This is a genomic window from Taibaiella soli (assembly GCF_003236175.1).
In the GTDB taxonomy this organism is placed as follows: domain Bacteria; phylum Bacteroidota; class Bacteroidia; order Chitinophagales; family Chitinophagaceae; genus QKTW01.
Genome location: NZ_QKTW01000002.1, coordinates 143,932 through 163,281 on the forward strand (window position 1 = coordinate 143,932; position 19,350 = coordinate 163,281).

The following is a 19,350-nucleotide window of genomic DNA, read 5'->3' on the forward strand; positions in this document are numbered from 1 at the left end:
TGCTGTAAGATGAAAAAACGTACAATCAGAGTAACAGCATATACCCTTTTATTTTCCCTTTCCTATCAATTGCTTTATCCGCTGAAAGCACTGGCGTTGACTACGGGTCCTTCGCAACCTGAAGTGCAGAGCTTCGAGCCTGTGGGCACCACCGACATGGTAAACATGTTTTCGGGCGATTTTAATTACAACATACCCTTGATGGATGTGGAAGGCTATCCGATTAATATCTCCTACCACAGTGGAATTAGCATCGAGCAGGAAGCCAGTTGGGTCGGTCTTGGATGGAATATCAACCCAGGCGAGATTAACAGAGCTGTGCGCGGGTTGCCAGATGATTTCAATGGTGAGACAATTGAAAAGACGTTGCATATTAAAGAGGAGCAAAATTTCCGTATTGCGAGCGGGGCCAATGTTGGCAGTGAATTAGTCGGTAAAGATTTGCTAAGTGGTGGTATCGGTTTAGGATGGTATATCAACTACAATTCTTACAGAGGCGTAGGCGTTGGGGCAAACGTGAATGGTTCTGTTTCTTTGTTCAATACTGTTAACATTGGTGGCGGCATAGGAGTTGGTTCACAAACGGGAGCAGACGTAGACCTGAATGCTGGAGTCGGCTATTCTACAGGAAACTTTGTAGAAAAAAATGCCGGCGGCGGCTTTACTGCGAGCGTCAGCGCAGGAAGTGGTTTCAACTCAAGATCTGGATTGAAAGATATTTCATTTTCTTCTAGTGGAGGAATGACAGTGACACGAAGTAGCGAAGGGGAAAAAAAACCGAAAGGTACCCGCGCGACTGTAAACACGGAGGGGTATAGTACTACCATTCCCATTGGCATGCAAAACTATGTGCCGGTAGTTTCTAACGCTTCAACCATGAGCAGTTTTCAATTTCAGACCCGCCTGGGTTTTGAAGCATGGACTGCATATCCCAATTTATATTTCAACGCTGGTATAAGTAGTTTGAAATATAATTCTGATGGTTCAAAACATGGCTATGGTTATCTATATATGGAAAATGCTCCGGAAAATGGTGACGCAATTCTTGATTTTACCCGGGATAAAGATGGTATCTATAATAAGTCTCTTCAGAATTTGCCTGCTGGTGCTTTGACTTATGATATCTATTCTATCAATGGACAAGGTACGGGTGGCATGTTTCGTCCATTCCGGAATGATATCGGAACGGTGTATGACCCCCTGACATCCGCATCAGGGAACGGAGCTGATTTGCTGCTCGAATTTGGTTATGGTAATTTATTTGAGGCAGGAACAGATGTTAATATTTATGACAATATCAACACTTCTGGTCCGTGGAATAATATGAAGTTTGGTGGAAATTCTCCCGGTACTTTATATGAGAAAGCTTATTTCAAACAGGCAGGGGAATTTACTTATAATCAGCAAACGGAAGCAGCTTCGTTGTTTTACGATGACCCTGTTTACCTGCAAAGTAATATGCTCAGAACGACTGGCAAAAATGGTGCCGGTGGCGGGTTCCCAGGTCAAATGGACGGCAAGCATATTTACTGGGACGGTCATGTCATAGATCGTACCACGCGTGCCAATCTGCTCACCTATTTGACAGCTTACGAAGCATCCCTTCCCGAATTGGCACAGTATGCGCAATACAGGGATTATAAAGACAGTACTGCCGGCTATTATAATCCTGCCGAAAAAAAACACAATCGTTACACCAATGGTGATCTTCTAAAAGCTCAGAAAGATCATATCAGTGAGTTTACACAAACACTGGCAGATGGACGTCGCTACATTTATGGCATCCCTGCAATGACAAATGTTTCCCGGGAAGCAACTTTTAGTGTAAATGAAGCTTCTGCTAATGCAAATAATGGTCTCGTAACAATTAATACCGGAGATGATGGGCCTCTCAATCACCAGGGGCGTGATAATTATTACATGGGTGCGAATACACCGGCATATGCACATAGTTATTTGCTTACGTCTGTTCTTTCCAGTGACTACGTAGACGTAATGGGAGACGGTCCTACAGATGACGATATGGGCACCTTTGTAAAATTTAATTACAATTGCGTTGACTCCGATTACCGTTGGAGGACGCCATATGATACGACAAAAGCGCAGTATGATCCAGGGTTCTGGAGCGATCTTAAAGACGGGAAGGGTAGTTATCTGCAGGGATCCAGGCAGCAATGGCATTTACGCTCTGTGGAGTCCAAAAATTATATTGCGGAGTTTTACATCTCAAAAAGGGACGATGGAGAAGGGATTGCCGCAGCGGTATTGACAGGAGATACTAAATTATCTGGGGCGGCGCTTTACAAGGCTCCACGCAGCAATGTTTCCTCGAGCTACAAGTTGGATTCCATCAAACTTTATAATAAGCACGATCGGTATCTGAACAGTGACAATGCGGTGCCAATTAAGACCGTAATTTTCTCTTATAGTTATCGACTTTGCCCTGGCACACCGAATTCAATCCATCCCGCTGAGTCACTAACTAACGTTGATGGCAGCAATTACAACGCTTCCGCCAACGGTAAGCTTACCCTGGAACGCATCTATATTCGTTATGGAACATCGGATAAAAATCTGTTGAGCCCTTATGTATTTTCTTATAACACACCTAATCCTGCGTATGACTTCGCGTCAAAAGACCGTTGGGGAAATTATAAGCAGAATAATCCGCAGCTTACCAATTATGAGTTTCCTTACGTAGATCAGTCCGCCGGTACAGGAGACGCAGTTACGGCCTGGAATATGACCGATGTTAAATTGCCTTCAGGAGGGAATATTCATGTTACCTATGAAAGTGATGATTATGCTTATGTGCAAGACCGTAGGGCCATGCAAATGTTCCAGATCGTGGGGGTAGGTAATACACCGAAGCTTGCGCACAAAACAAGTCTTTATGAAGGAACTGAAACGATACAGGACTATATATACTTCAAAAGGAGAAAAGACCTGGAAGTGCCGGGATTGAGTCTCAAGGATAATTATCTGGAAGGGCAGGATATTTTATACTACAATTTTGGTATGGATGTTACCGGAACCGGAAGGTACGACAGGATAAAAGGGTATGCGAATATTGCCGAGGTTGGTTATTGTGATGGTGATTCTAACAGTGACTATGCTTATATCCGGGTAAAGAAAGAAAATGTGAATGGCAAGCAGATGCATCCTGCCACTTTATATGGATTGAATATTGCGCGTTATTATTTACCGCACCTACTGTATCCCGGAGGCGAGGGTAATAGTATTAGTGATATTGTGATGGGCCTTATTGGCTCGAGTGGTGAACTAGCCCATATGAAAAAGCCGTTTGTGCAGCTTTTGAAAGACGGCAAGGGACGTAATATACAAGTGGACAAATCCTGGGTAAGATTGCAAGCTCCCGGTATGAAGAAGAGAGGTGGTGGTATACGGGTGAAAAAATTAGAACTGCAGGACAATTGGTCAAAACTTTCAGGTAATGATCCTTCCGGTGATGCGAGTTATGGTAAACAATATGACTATACCATCTATGATGGTAAATATGGAACAATGAGTAGTGGTGTGGCCAGTTATGAACCGATGATCGGTAACGATGAAAATCCGTTCCGTAAACCGGTGCCATGGCAGGCAGATGCGGGCCGCTGGTTACCGGCAACGGATTTCTTCCAGGAAGAGCCGTTTGGAGAATCGTTCTTCCCATCGCCAGAAGTCGGGTACAGCAGTATACGTGTGCAAAGCATTCACGTAAACGAAGGGCGATCTTCTCAATCTGAAGATGAGTATTTGTATTATACCGCAAAAGATTTTCCGATTTCGGTAAGCTATACCGATAAAAGCGATCCGGGGCCAAAGAAAACAAGATCTCTAAGGAAAACCGTTTCTGATGAATCTGCTTTGCAAGGCTATTCGATTATTATGAATGATATGCATGGCAAGCCAAAGGCGATCAATAATTATGTGTTGCGCAAAGATGCCGGCAGTGCGTATGTAACACATGATTTGATTACAGGGACTCGATACAATTACCGAAAAGATGCTGTGGGTAAGTTGAGTAATACGGTAACAGCAATGGTTCGTAAAAGAGGCACGCTGAATACTTTTGTCGTGAAGGATGTAACGCTCGGAAAAGAGATGGACTTTACGGTAGATAGCCGGGAAAAATATTTCCGCTCTTTTGACCGGAACATTGCCACAAACTTGAATGTTAGTTTGTGGGGGATTCTTATGGTGCCGATTCCTTCGCTTTTCTATCCTGACAAGGAGGAAATACAGACTTTCAAAATGCAGGTGTCCACCAAAATTATTCAGCAGTATGGTATGGTGGAATCTATAGAAACCTACGACCATAAAGCCAAAACAATAACACAAAATCTGATCTATGACGGCGAAACGGGTGGTGTTATTCTTTCACAGACCAGCAACGAATTTAATGACAACACGTTTGAATTAAAACATCCCGCTTATATGGCCTACGATGGTATGGGGCCAGCATATAGCAATACAGGCTTTGAGGAAAATGTGGATTCGCTCGTGGTAAGCCCACTTTACAATGGGTATATTTACACCAATAACCTGGACAATTATGCGCCAGGTGACGAACTGGAAGTAAAAGCTGGAGGCAAACAGTACAAACTTTGGGTGATTGGTGTTGGTGTGAATAATGATACAGTAGCACCTCCACCTCCGGTCGGAAACATTGCGAGTGTTTCTTTTGTCCCGCATTTTCAGGGCGACCATTTTCCTGCTTACATAACGGTGACCGGTACCTCTGGTGCCGTAACTAAACAGATGACGGTAAATTATACTGACGGAATTCCGGTTCCGCCGTGTGGGGATGCTGCATTTGCGACATTTGATCTTACACCGAATACACAATACTATTATTCCGTAAGTGGTAAGAACAATTATGTACTTAGCGAATCCTTTAATTCCGGCTCGGTGGGCTGTCATTTCAAGGATATTTATGATAATTCAAGCGGCGGTGGTGGTTATAGTGCTAGAATTGCTGCAGGTACCAACAAACGTTGCGCATTATTGGTATCATCGCGTTATAAATATTCTTCGAATATCGGTGGGGTCGAAAGTTATTGGTCAACCATCCAGACTGCTACCAAAGCGTATGTTAAGATAATACGGTCTGGCAGAAGAAATAATTTGTCTGCTTATGTGCAGCAGATGGCTATGACACAAAATCCGTATCAGAATGACGTAGCCGATCTCTTTGGTCCGCATACAGGATACACAGGACAGGCATATAACAATCTATTGGGAATATCTGCAAATACGTTTACCGATGTTGCAACTGCGTATGGAGATTATCAAAACATACTGTATCCAAATCTTACTTCAGGTCAGATATATACCTATGACGGGTTGGCCTGTAACGAATTAAATCCTTATGTGACGGGTAACAAAGGTAACTTCCGTCCACAGGCAGAATATGTTCGTTTTGCCAACCGGACCTATTCGGGGCATGCGCGTTATGATGGCATATTTCCGTTAACGCAGCCATTCTGGACATTTACAAACACAAACTATATGGGTCCGTGCGGAGAGTCGCATGATGTATTGCTGGCACAACCGAATGTAGCTGTGCCGACTTTCTGGAAACAAGTAAGAGCAACAACCAAATACGATGTATTTGGGAATGCTATTGAAGAAATGGATGCCCTTGGCAATTATTCTTCAGCGCAGTATGGTTATAACAAACAAATGCCATTGTCTGTAGCGTCAAATACACGCCAGGAAAACTTCTTCTTTGACGGGTTTGAGGATTATCTGATGCTGATGCCTAAAAATACACGGGGTATGTTTGTTCAGAATATTGTACAGCCGCAAACGCAATATCTGCAATCGCCATTCCTGAAAATGTTTAATGGTTATACCAGCACCGCTGCGATGGTACGGTATGGACAAAACTATTTCATACGGACAGGCACTTCGGACAATGGCAATTGGACAGTCAGTAATGGTACTAGTCATAGTGGCCGTTATTCAATGATCGCCGGCAGTACGCCAGTTAATGTGCCTATAGGTAATCAGCAGACCGATAAAATTGGTAAGTTTTTACTCACGCCAGGCAAAAAATATCTGTTGGATGTTTGGGTAAATCCTTTGGGTACTTCTATCACAGGAACAGCGCAATATTGTACGGTTTCGGTCAACGGAAATGTGACACAGATGACACCTAAGACCGGCAATATTGAAAGCTGGTATCTTCTGGAAGCGACAATCGACGTTCCTGCATCAGCTTCAGGAAACGCAACGGTTTCATTTCCTTCAGGACTCTGGATTGATGATATTAGAATGTTCCCGATCGATGCGAACATGAAGTCGTTTGTTTATGATCCAATAAGCTTCAAACTGGCAGCTCAGCTTGACGAAAATCACTTTGCTACTTTTTATGAATACGATCAGGAAGGTATTTTGGTGCGTGTAAAAAAAGAAACAGACAGAGGTGTGATGACTGTAAGTGAAAGTCGCAGGTCAAATGCAAAAAATCCATAGCCATGATGAAGAAGATAAAGAAGATTAGTCTGGTTGTCGGTATGCTTGCAGCATCTATTGTTTATCATTCACACGCTGCAATTCCAGGGCCGCTAAAATGGATGGAACAACTAAAGGTTTTAAATAGCCCTGATCTGTCCTACGCCTATATTATTCAATTGGTAAATGGAAAAGGTGTCGTAGTCGATAGCATAAAGGGGCGGATCTACCGGAGTAATCCACGTTATGTAGACAGCAGCGCCCGCGCAATTACGGCTTTTGATGGCCGGTTTTTCTGTAAGCTGGATAATGACTTCAAAATGGCAACGGTATGTGATGTGCCAGTGCTGAAAAAGAAAATGAACATTCGCATGTCAGATGAGCCGTCGGCAGTAATAATGTTCTCCGATTCAGTCATCGCAAAATACGGGAAGCTAAAAGTGGATACAACAGCGTCGCAGTTTGTCGTTCGGCTAAATATTCATGCTGATGAAACAACAGATGTGACGCTTACCGCAAAACTGGCACGGAAAAATTATTTGCTCGAACAGATCGTGATAGAAACGGCAGAGCCCAAAGCCGTAGAAGAAACGGATACTTGGATCAGACGCTGTGTATTGTATAATATCCAGTCGAAGGTAGCTCCCGAGCAGTTCAATCTGCAACGTTTTTTTACAGTTGCCGATACCAACATTATACTTAATAAAAGATACGCAAACTATAAACTTTCAACCATTATTAAATAAAGCTGAAAGACATGACCCGGAAACTACTATTTGTCACCATGCTCGTTTTGTTTTCTGTTCTTACCTGGGCACAGAACTTTCAATATTTGCCTGACAAATTCTACCAACAATTAACGAGTTCCTCAATTGCTAATAATCCAAATTTTTCAGGAACTACCTACAATGATCCGCTGACATTTACGACACACGATAAATGGCAGGATGCAGTAAATGCTCCTAATAATTATACGTTCAAAAGTATTCAGGATTTTGTACGTGTAGGTGTCCGGCGCGATACTGGTGTTGCCGTGCCTGACTACGAGTATAATGTTGCCGTGCAGATCAAATGCTACAACGCAGCAAGTTTTAATATTAATAACCCGGCAAATATCATTACCGCGGTTATCCCGGTTACTTATCACCCGGCATCAGGCGTTAATTATAATGATCTGAGTGTTTACAAATTTTCGGGTTATCAGGGTATTCAGGTATTCATTACTGGTGTTTACGACAAAAATAATCCCACAGTACCGATTCCTCGTTCGGCTTTAGCCCGGAATTTTTATGTAGAATCCAGCGTAGAAGTGCAACGGGCAGATCTTAATGGCGGTCTTCCGAGCGTATATCCATATGCGTCTTACAGTAACGGTAGTTTGTTGGTCTCATGGGGCGGAAACGATTTTAAACCGATTCAATATGATCTGGAATGGTTGTATGTGGACGATTACCATCTCACAGATTTTAAATCAGGGGCGGCTACCAACTTATTACAGAACGGCGGTTATGTGCAGTATGATTTCAGGAACAACAGTACAAGGGTTCGCGTCAGTGCCACTTCTTACAGCATTCCGCTTATTTATGAGCATGGTGTTATTGTGTACCGTGTACGAGCGGTACAGCCGGTACTTAGTAGCAATTATAAAGACATCGCCACCGGCGGGTGGTCTTGGTCAACACTAGATTTCGGTACTGCCAATTCTACGGATGGTACACGGGCATATCTGATTAATAGCCCGCACATGAATGATAAATTAAACTGGCAATATACCATCAACTTTGCGGAGGAAGGGAAGTACAAACATGTGATCAATTATTTTGACGGCTCGCTGAAAGGACGGCAAACGCAGACCAAGATTAATACCGACGACAATTACATCGTCGCGTTAGACAAAATATACGATTACGAAGGAAGGCCTGAAATTCAGACGTTGCCGGTACCGGTGCTGCAAAACAATTTGTCTTTCCGTACTGATGTCACCATAAATAATGCAACAGGAAAACCTTACACTGCGGCGGATTTTGACAATGGTTGTGTGGATCCGGCGCCGGATCAGATAGCACCTCTGCAAAGCGCGGCAAAGGCCAATGTTTATTATTCGCCTTTAAATCCAGATCAGTCGGGTATGCAGAAATATGTGCCGGATGCACACGGATACCCGTTTGTAGAGACTATCTATTCTCCGGATAATACCAATAAAGTACTGGTGCAGGGCGGCGCGGGCATTGATCATCAACTCTGGAAAGGGCACGGTACAAAGTATGAATATGTAAGAGCTAATCAGACTGAGATCGACAGATTGCTTGGAACAGAAGCTGGTATTAGTCAATTCTACCCGAAACAAGTTGTGACAGATCCGAATGGACAAAGCAGTTTTTCAATTATAAATCCTGCAGGTAAAGTAGTAGCGACAGGTTTACTGGGTGATATAGATACGACGGATAAACCATTAAATCGTCTGGATAATTTTATTCCCGGAAGTGTTCTTTGTAATAACCTGTTGCAGGATGTAGTACAGCAAAAACAGGACGATAAGATTGTTGCGGAAACTGCTTTTTATGTAGATAACGGTGGGGCAACAACTTCTATTCAATACAGTGCTGCAACAACGCCACTTTATATCTGGTGGTGTAATAAGTATTTGAATGCAAAAGCATCGTTTACAGTAAGAGTGACAGATGACTGTGGCAGACCGTATATGAATCCTGGCGGTGGTACAACGGTATTTGCTTCATCGTTTGGAAATAATGTTGTTACAACCAGTGGCAATGTAATAGATACACAGACAAATCAGATGACCGCTGTTCTCGGTAAAGGGGCATATCTGGTGAAAAAGGAAATAGCGTTTTCCGCAAGTGGTATAAAGGATGAAGTGGACCAGTTTGTGCGTGGAAATGCCAACTGCTTTCATGATTCACTTCATTTTATCAGAACTGCCATAGAAGCCGCAAAATTCCCTTGTGTGGACAGTGGCGCAACAAATATGTGTGACCAGCGGAAAAAGGAAATGATGAAGGATCTTTGGCCTGGCGGGAAATACGGAGGATATGCTAAAGCCAACGATAGCACTTTCGCAGCCGGGGTGAGCAATTCAATTTTTACATCTTCAGTTTTATATAACCCAAAGCCGTCGACTGCAACCACGTCGAGTGTGATTAATGGAAATACTGTTGTAGTAACTCGGATTGTCGATTCATCCCTCGCTATTGGTGCAGGAAGTCAAAGCACTATTTACAGTTGTTCCAATTCCAATTCTTCTGGTATTTGCAACTGTCCCGATGGGGCGCATCCAGACACCAATCCTTGCTGCGCAGAATGTTTAGCTAAGGGGTGTAAATGCATTAAGTTCATAACGTATCATGTTTCTGAAACGACGACGGTGAATTATCCGCCAGTTACCTGCGATATAGCTGCTAGAGCTGTTCCTGGCCTATTTACTAAATGTTCTACGTCGTCCTGTAATGTCTACTTTAAACCAGGTTCACCAACTAATATGTGCTATCCGTATAGCAATCCTCCATCATCTCAGCCTCTAGCAACTGACGTAAAAACCGTTTCTTGTTCCCAAAACCACGCGCATACAGTATGGCTTATGGATAATACGCAGGTAGATGGATCTCCCGACTGTATTGGATATCGAACAACAGCTTATTCCTTTTCTATTTTTTATGATTATGTCCAATCGTCGACACCCACGCCTGACATTACTTATGGCCAACCATACGATGTCCCTTCTGTTTCATCTTTTGGTTACCGTTATCAGTCATCTTGCGTAGGTACGTTGCCCCATTCCGTTTCTATAAATGGGGTCAAGTATACTTCCTTGGCTAGTGTAGATCCGCAGGCATTGATCGACAACTTTTCGGATTCAATTGCCGAAGCATTGTTGCCTTTGCATCCTGAATATTGTAAGTTGCTGGCGTGTAACGATGGTCCGTTTGAGCAGCAATTGGAGAATTTAAATACCTGGCAACAAGCGCTGACTGCCGGCATGTTTATGCTTGATGATATCATCAATAAAGATCCGATGTATGTAAATGCGACCGCCTCGGCAAAATCCGGCGTTTATCAAAAGCTTGCTTATCTGCGTGGACTTACAGACGACGATAAATTAGGATTGATGGCGCTGAAAAAAGCTTACTGTGGAGCCGGTAACGGTGGTTTGCAGATCGATTGTGCTGCCGATTTATATAGCCCCTGGATCAGTGGGTTTGGATTTATTAATGATGCGATAAAACAGAAATATTTTGAACTGCTGAAAGGTCTTTATACTGGCAACAGGGAATATCTGAAACAGCAGAACATGGACCAGACTGGTAATTCTTGTGGCCCTTGTCAAGGTAGCAGAATGACTTTGACAGATGATGCCGTTTTTACGCAGATCTTTGATGCCAATGGTAACATGAGTGCCAGCCTTACTGGTATGCCTTCCTGGATGGCTGACCTTTTTACCGATGCACAAAACGGAGTAGCGCCAACGACTATGCCATCGCAAGTGCTGGATTCTATGCGCGCTGACAGCACGCTTTTACGCAATGCGATTATTACAAATATTGTCAATAAATTGAAGAACTGTTCTGTGGTGGCGGGATCGAACAGTTTTATTGCACAGATTAACCTTAAAGCATCGCTTAGCACTTATTTGCAAACCGGCGCCCGATTGACTCCGGATATTCTTAAGTCTCAAATAGCTGCTGCCGGGTATAATATAGACGATCTGTGTCATCCTTTTCTGACAGCTTACGATATCTACGATGTACCTGTTGATGCCGGCCAAACCTATAATTGCGCATCGGCAACATTTTATTCCGATATGGCATCACTGCTTTCGGACAATCAGGTAGAAACAGCCATTATTGCAGCAACCGCAACGGGTGGCACACAGAATACGCTTGACTTGAGCTTATATTCCGGCAATAGTCTGGTTGGCAAGATACAGCAGTACTATGCAGGAGTGACAGGTTCACAACCTTCGCAATTAATGTTGCAGGCGTTTACTGCATCTAGTACCTGGAGTAATGGTAGTGGGGGATATGTATACAAATATATCAAGCTTAAAATTTTACCGTCTACAGGTTCTGTACCGGCGGGTAAAGAGCTTTATTTCTACATCAGAGGGCGATCGGAACCAATATCGGGAAATGCGCATAGTACGGTTTTAAATGGTGCAACAGCCCTAAATATCACTAACGCCATTTGTCTGAATAATGACCCTATGGCAATGAATTTTGGTTATGTAGCTGGCAATACGGCTGTCATGCTGGCCAATGTAGGCGGTAGTTCTGTTGTAGACAGTTACTATGTCTGGAATAATCAGATTCCTTTTATGGAAGCGGTAAGCGATGCCTCGCTTTCTAAAGTGATCACTTGTCCGGAAATAAAGAAAGCACTGGAAGATTTTCAGGCCGGACAGGCTACCTATGGCTATGATATTGCTGCCAACCATCCGCTATATGAACAAACACTGACAAACTATTTGAATTATTATTTCAATAAACAATATGGTTTCGATGATTACTATGACTTAATGAATGGCTGTGCTGTTACCGATAAATTGAATATTCCGAAACACAGTGCAACTGCGAGAATTCGTGTAAGCAGCGCACAGCTCAGTGCATTTATGACATCTGTGGCTGCTTTTACCGATCGTGATCTCGTAGCTTATAAAGTGGGTATTAGTGGTTCCTATGATTTGTATATCGATATGAATGCAATACCGGATGATTCATTGGGCTGGTACAAGACAAAATTGACTACAGCTGCGTCGGTAGGAAGCATTTATTTTATGGAGAACAATGGCCTGTTGCTGTTTGCCCAAAATGATATAAATCAGAGTAGTACTTCATTGAGCCCATCCCTGCTTTCAGGTTCTGTAAATATCACGCAAACCGACCAGGTAACTGTGGAAGAGAATGGCACGCCGATCAACTATACGCAGTATACTTGCCTGCCAAAAGGCAGTACCGCTTATGAAAAATCCCAGTCGCTTATTACGCTGAAAGCTTTGCTCAATGGGTTCAATGCTTATACTTTTTATAACGGGGAACTGCTGCGCAGCGATGATTATAATACAACCGTTAAACAGGACTATCTGAACTATGTCTATAACCTTACAGGTAGCCATGATGCGATTGTTGCAGCTATTGATCCTGCCATTGTAAAAACGGCAACATCACAACTTTCCGGTGATTTTGCGCCATTTAGTACTTTGACCTACCAAAGCCCGGTTTGTACAAGTGTCAAAACCGATCTCTATGCGGTGAGTACCAACAATACCGGTCATCCTGGTTTTGCCCGGTTGCTTTTTATGATGTCTCAGATACAGGGGTACCCGTGGGTATTTCCAACTGTTCTTGGCGCGCAGAATGCAGGCGGCAGTTCTGGTAACAGTCTCTATGCGCTCGGATTCTGGGTGTTTAAAAAAGCGAACGGCGCATATTGGTATCGTTATTTTGACGCTACTAATCATGTATATAATGTGTATATCACGCCGCCTTCCAATACGGATGGACTTACAGGTTACAAGATTGCTAACATCAACACTGATCTTTCCATTGCACAGGGCGATGACAGCGTGAAGCGATTCAACGTGGTGCTGACAAATGGTGCAAATACAATTACCTGTAGCGGCTATACCGATTTTCCGATCGGTTACGGTAAGCGTTTGCAAAATGTAGTTCTATTTAAAGACCAGTACCAAACAGTTTGTTTCGATAGCGCCGACTGTGAGCGGGATCATTTAAACACTGCTATTCAAAACGGACTTGCCAATTATTATCAGTATTTCGATTCGCTTACAAAGAGCATGGCCGGTAGTGTGATGACCTGGATGCTCAATAACACTAAAGACACGCTCATCCTTTGCACACAAGATCAGAAATATCAATACACACTTTATTATTACGATCGCGCCGGAAATCTGACGAGGACAGTGCCTCCGGCGGGTGTCAATTTGATTGCTCCGGCGCAGTTGCCAAATGTGGCCGCTAACAGATCGAGCTCCTCCGTTTCATTGAATAGTATACCGTTGACGGCTCATAAAAAGGTGTCCACTTACCGGTATAACTCGCTCAATCAACTGGTGTATCAACAAACTCCTGACGGTGGTATTACTTATTTCTTTTACGATGCAGCCGGTCGTCTTGTGTTTTCGCAGAACAGCAAGCAGCGGCCAAAAGGAAACTACAGTTATACGCTCTATGATGACCAAAGCAGGGTAGAGGAAACGGGCGAAGTGACACTGGGTTGTACTTTGACAGACAACCCCAATATTCTTTTTGATACGACAGTTTGCAGTTTTGCCAATCCGAGTGGCAGTGGTACTGTAACGAGTGTACATCCGCCGTATGTAGCAAATGCGGATTTGTTTAAGACAGATTCTCTTCGGGAATACGTACGTGGGCGGACAAGATTCGATGTTGTAGTGACAGTTTACGATACCGCCGTTGTAGATCTGGCCACTATTGCCGGAGAGAATTTAAGCACTCAGGAAAACCTGCGTAAACGGGTTTCATCCATCCTTTATTTTCATTCATTGAGCAATACTACGCTGGGCAGTTTTGGCAGAGGTATGTGGTATACAGCGTCAAGAAATCCGACCTTCGGTACTTATTACAGTTATGACATGCTGGGCAATGTAAAAACCGTCAGCTATGGCTTTTTCCGGTTGGTCTCTCTGAAGCAGCAGTACAAACGCGTCGACTACGATTACGATCTGCTGAGTGGCAAAGTAAATATGGTTAGTTATAACCGCAATCGACCAGATCAGTTCTATCAGAAATATGAGTATGATGCCGATAATCGTATTACAAAAGCAACTACCAGTAACGATGGTGTGATCTGGAATACGGATGCACGTTACACTTACTACAAGCATGGCCCGCTGGCTACTGTTAAGGTAGGCGAAAATATGATCCAGAGTCTGGAGTATGCATACACTATTCAGGGATGGCTGAAGGCGATCAATGGTGATGTGCTGATGCCGCAGAAAGAAATGGGGCAAAATGGCCTGCCGGGCGATCTTACCTATGCAAGAGATGCCATTGCGCATACACTCGATTATTTCCAGAACGACTATGGCGCCATCGGCGGTAGCGGCGCGCCCGCAATCAATCTACCAGCGCCGGCATCTGCGCAGAATCTGTGGAATGGGAATATAGTACGTCAGACTACTTCCATTTCTGGTTTGGGCAATATGCAGCGCAGTTATCGTTATGATCAGCTGCAACGCCTGAAGCTGGCCCAAAATGCCATGGTAGACGAAAATGCATTGACCGTGGCTAATCCGTCCGATATCTATAAAAGCAATTACAGTTATGATCCGGATGGAAATATCAAAACCCTGCAACGGTGGAATGGCAGTGCCACCGGAACCGGTACCATGCCGAATATCGACAATTTTACCTATAACTATACATCAGGAAATACGGATAACAAGCTACAGTCAGTGGCGGACGCTGTAACAACCACCGGAGGTGGCACAGATCTGCAGCCAGGCCAGGCTACAGGTAATTACCAATACGATAAAATCGGCAACCTCATAAAAGACGTGCAGGGTAATATGACCATCGACTGGAATCTGTATGGTAAGGTGAAAACAATCACATTCCCTTCGACGCCGAACAAGGTTATTACATTCGATTATGATGGAGCCGGCAACCGTGTGTTTAAAGAAGTGGTGATCAAATACAGTTCGACCAACGAAGATCACAGAGGGGAATATTATGTACACGATGCTTCCGGAAATATTTTGACGGTATTAAAAACGCATAGTACTTATAGTCCTCTTCAGATTATCAGCAGTATTGATGTTAGTCTGCTTACTGCTGTTGGCCAGGCCACTCTTACTTCAGGGCTGGTCGATCTATCTAGTCAGTGGCCGGGTTTCTCCGCCATATTGCAGACGCAGGCACTCTCTGATATGCCTACCTGGGTACAGTCGCAAACATCGGCCACTACCGCGGGCGGCTATATGTTGATAGATGGAGACATCTTTACCCGGATGGTATATTCCGGAACAGGCTATCTCTCGCCGATGCGAACGGCAGACCTGGCACGCAGTCCCATTTATTCCGGGATTATTCCGCAGGCATTTTTAAACAGAGACCTGTCTTATGGAACTACCTATCTAACGCAGCTGTTTGGTACCATTCTACAGGCAAACCACGCGTGTACCGTTCTTTTGCAGGATTTCGATGCAAATGTTCCATCACAGTATACCGCAACAGTATGGAGATCGTTAGGCGTTACCTACAGAGAAGCCTCTCCTGCATTGAATGCACAGGCTATGCATGATTTCATTTTTAAAAGCCCGGCCACCTATGCCCCGCGTGTGGCTTCGCTGATGAACACCGCATTTAAAATGGCTTATGGTGATATGTCTGACGGGAGTAACATACGGCCGTTTGCCGGCGTGTTCGTGTCAGACAACGGCATCTTCAACGATGATCAGTTAATACAGCCCGGCAATAATTTTTATGCGCAGCTGCGCGATGTGATTTATAACCTATCGCCTAAGGATTATATCACGTCATTCTTTGATACATGGCCATCGGCCCAGGCTACACTGGCATCGGTTACCACGCCGGCTCAGTTGCTCAATGTGCAGTACAACCAAAATCCATCGGGCATCACAACCAGCTTTTTTAACAATGCGACTACGACTACCAGGGCTACCGCTATTGCCAATGTGTCTTCGATGACGACCGGTCAGTATGTGGCAGGCATGAAAGCGAAGTTTTACAATGTTCCGCCGGCAGAATTTGATGAGATGCTTGGTCCGGCAAAAGACACCATCAGCCTCAGTGAACATCATATTTACGGCAGCAGCAGATTAGGTATCCAGAATTATGATTCCAGCGTATTTAGAAGTACATACGATGCCGGCAATAATAATAACTCAAACTTTGCGTTGAGTGCACCGGCTGTATGGTACAACTATTCTTATGCCGATGTAATCGACAAAAATTACAAAGAACCATGGGGCCATACAGATCTCACCCAATGGACCAGCGGCAGAACGGTGGGTAAGCGCAATTATGAACTCACCGACCATCTCGGCAACGTACTGGCAACAGTACTCGACCGCAAAACAGGTCACATCAACGGCAGTTTGTACGATTATTACTTTGCCGACGTTGCCAGCGCCGCGGATTATTACCCGGGTGGTATGCCGATGCCAGGCAGAAGAGCTTCGTCTAGCGATGGTGCGGGTAGTGTGGTGGCTAGTTTCCCAATGGCTAACGGACAGTGTAACTGTGGCGCAGAAGTACCGGGCACTGCAACTTTTGGTACGAACCCGATGAATAATGTGCCTTATGTGCAGATGAACAGTACCAGCAATAGTGGCTGGATTTGGGCCATCTTTAATACGACTGCCAACGAATCCTATTCATTAGAATTTGATCTGGATGGCAGTACCGTTCCTGCCAATACGGAGTTTACGGTTTGGGCATGGGATGGCACGAACAGCTACGCTGAACAAACGATTAATCAGGGTCACGTGGTCTTTAATTTTGTAGCACATGTAGCCAGCACATCATTTGGTATTGGATTCTCGAATAGCAATAGCCCTAACACGACTCAGTACAAGGTGAGTAATGTAGTGCTGAAGAAACTCAACAATCCTTTAGCCACAAATCCTAATGGAACATTTGCAACGACGAATTCGAGTGATAGTTATAGATTTGGCTTTAATGGCAAAATGAAGGATAATGAGATTTACGGCGCGGGAAATTTTGAGGATTATGGAATGCGTGGAATGGATACAAGGTTGAATAGGTTTTGGGGAGTTGATCCATTGACGAAACAATACCCGTATTATACGCCATATCAGTTTGCAGGCAATAAGCCTACCCGATATATAGATAGGGATGGTCTGGAAGAAGCGCTAGACTTTCAGATGCAGAGAGAAGAAGCGGCACGAGCTAATCGAACCATGACAGATGAGCAGATACATGCGAATCAACAAGCAAGAGGGTTAGGTGCATTACTTGGAGGAGCCATTGTATTGGATGCTTGGACGGGTTTTACTGGATCTAAAGTTTTAGGCGGTGCATTAATCGCCGGTGACTTTTATGATAATCCATCAACGAGTGAGGCCGAGAATCAACGCAGAAATCAGCAATTGAAAAATGATGTTGCCTGGGGTGTAATTGGATACGGCGCGGGAAAATTCTTAGGTAAAGCTGCTAAAGTGTTGACCCCAGCAGCTGAGGCAGATTTTGCTGTAATGGCAGACGGATGCTTTGTGGCTGGTACGAAAATTTCAACTTCGGAAGGACTCGCAAATATCGAAAGTATTAAGGTTGGAGATACTGTTTGGTCATTTGATAAGCAAATGATGAAAAAGGTTAAGAGTGTGGTCGCCCAAGTATTCGTTCATAGTAGCCATTCATTAGTTGCAGTCTATACAGGTAATACCGTGATCTATGCTACTTCCGAACACCCATTTTTTGCAAATGATGGCTGGAAGGAAGCAAAAGATTTGAATAGTGGCGACACCCTATTGTCTTTACATGGTAACAGTCTGTTCGTTGATAGCATTAAATCAATTCATCGCAACGTCTGCGTCTATAATTTTGAAGTTAAAAGGTTTCATAACTATTTCGTTTCGGAGAAGGCCATTCTTGTCCACAATGCCTGTAATGATATTTTGCGGACATTCAAAAGAGATGGCAGTCCGGCCATTGATTTAAATGAGGGTAATACGAAATGGGGATTTGAGCATATATTGCAAAGACATTCTGCAGATAATTTTTTGCTTAATGAAAAAGGAGATCTTTTTCCTGCGGGTACAACCGATAAACAAATATTTGAAGGAATTCAGGAAGTGTATTCAAAGGGTACAAGAGCTTCTGGGGCCAATAGAACAGTCCAAACTTTTGAGAAGAGGGTAAGGCTAAATGGTAAAACCGACAACTATAGGTTAATCGTTGACACAAAAGATCAAAAAGTTGTATCGTTTTTCCCGATAAGGGGAGGAGAATAAATAAATGTTGTAGTATGAAATTTGATATTTGTTTGAAAGATAATAATGATCTGCATCAGGATGATTTGAGTTTGTCACTCGGTTGGTTTGAGCTATCGGAGAAGGAAGTGAATTTAAGGTTGTTCAATGATCGGTCTTGTATGATTTTTATTACGTTAGCGGATTTGTTTGAATTTTTGGGATATGGAGAACAAAAGAGAACCCGCACATTTGACTGGATTGGCGTCGATAATGGGGTGACAATTAAAGTGGTGTGTGACGGGAGCATTGTCTCTATATCAAAAGGAGATATTGTTGTTCGACTAGAAAAAGGAATTTTTGTTTCAGCTGTATTAAAAGGTACAGAAGATTTTATAGCACGTTGTTTAGTGGCCAATCAGCGAGTGGAGGAAGAATCGGCCTTTTTGGATTTGATGGCGACTTTTAACAGAGTGAATTCAACGTTTAGTCCTCCCAGCTCGTAGTAGTCTGTCACATTTAGTTCAGCAAGCCATAAATCAGTCGCACAGTAAAAGCTCCGGCTGTATTTAATGCAGATTTATCAGTAGATACCATAGCAAAGAAGCTTAAGAAATAAGCCCCCCGTTCGCCGTAGTATGTACAACACAAACCGTTCAGCAAAGTCTCCAGACTTTGTTGCAGTGATAACCGGTTCTAACCGGCGAATAGCAAATAAAAAGAAGCGCTCTGCAGAGACGTGTAGAGCGCTTCTTTATTTGGGTGAGTACGCAGACTTAACGCAAGCATTAAACCGGTTGCCGGATACCGTTACTTTAACAGAGCATCATATTTACGGGTCTTCCCGGTTGGGTATTAAAAGCTATGCACCGGAAGACAAAATGTAAGGGGCTGCTGCGATTATAAATCATAACAGCTGGCGCAAATCTTCTATTTTC

Annotated in this window: 4 protein-coding genes; all 4 read left to right on the forward strand. The window is 43.7% G+C overall.

Annotated features, from left to right (window positions below; genetic code table 11):
- The first annotated feature begins 9 nt into the window (after positions 1–9).
- From DN068_RS00965 to DN068_RS00980, 4 genes are read left to right on the forward strand one after another with little or no spacing between them, the layout of a single operon-like run.
- Positions 10–6,483, forward strand: a complete 6,474-nt coding sequence (locus DN068_RS00965) for a hypothetical protein (protein ID WP_110997005.1) — start codon at positions 10–12, stop codon at positions 6,481–6,483.
- Between the two features lie 2 nt (positions 6,484–6,485).
- Positions 6,486–7,208: a hypothetical protein gene (locus tag DN068_RS00970; protein ID WP_110997006.1), complete on the forward strand. Its 723-nt coding sequence runs from the start codon at positions 6,486–6,488 to the stop codon at positions 7,206–7,208.
- An 11-nt stretch (positions 7,209–7,219) separates the two neighbouring features.
- Positions 7,220–18,454: a polymorphic toxin-type HINT domain-containing protein gene (locus DN068_RS00975; RefSeq protein WP_123985180.1), complete on the forward strand. Its 11,235-nt coding sequence runs from the start codon at positions 7,220–7,222 to the stop codon at positions 18,452–18,454.
- 14 nt (positions 18,455–18,468) lie between these two features.
- Positions 18,469–18,918: a hypothetical protein gene (locus DN068_RS00980; protein WP_123985181.1), complete on the forward strand. Its 450-nt coding sequence runs from the start codon at positions 18,469–18,471 to the stop codon at positions 18,916–18,918.
- Positions 18,919–19,350 lie beyond the last annotated feature (432 nt).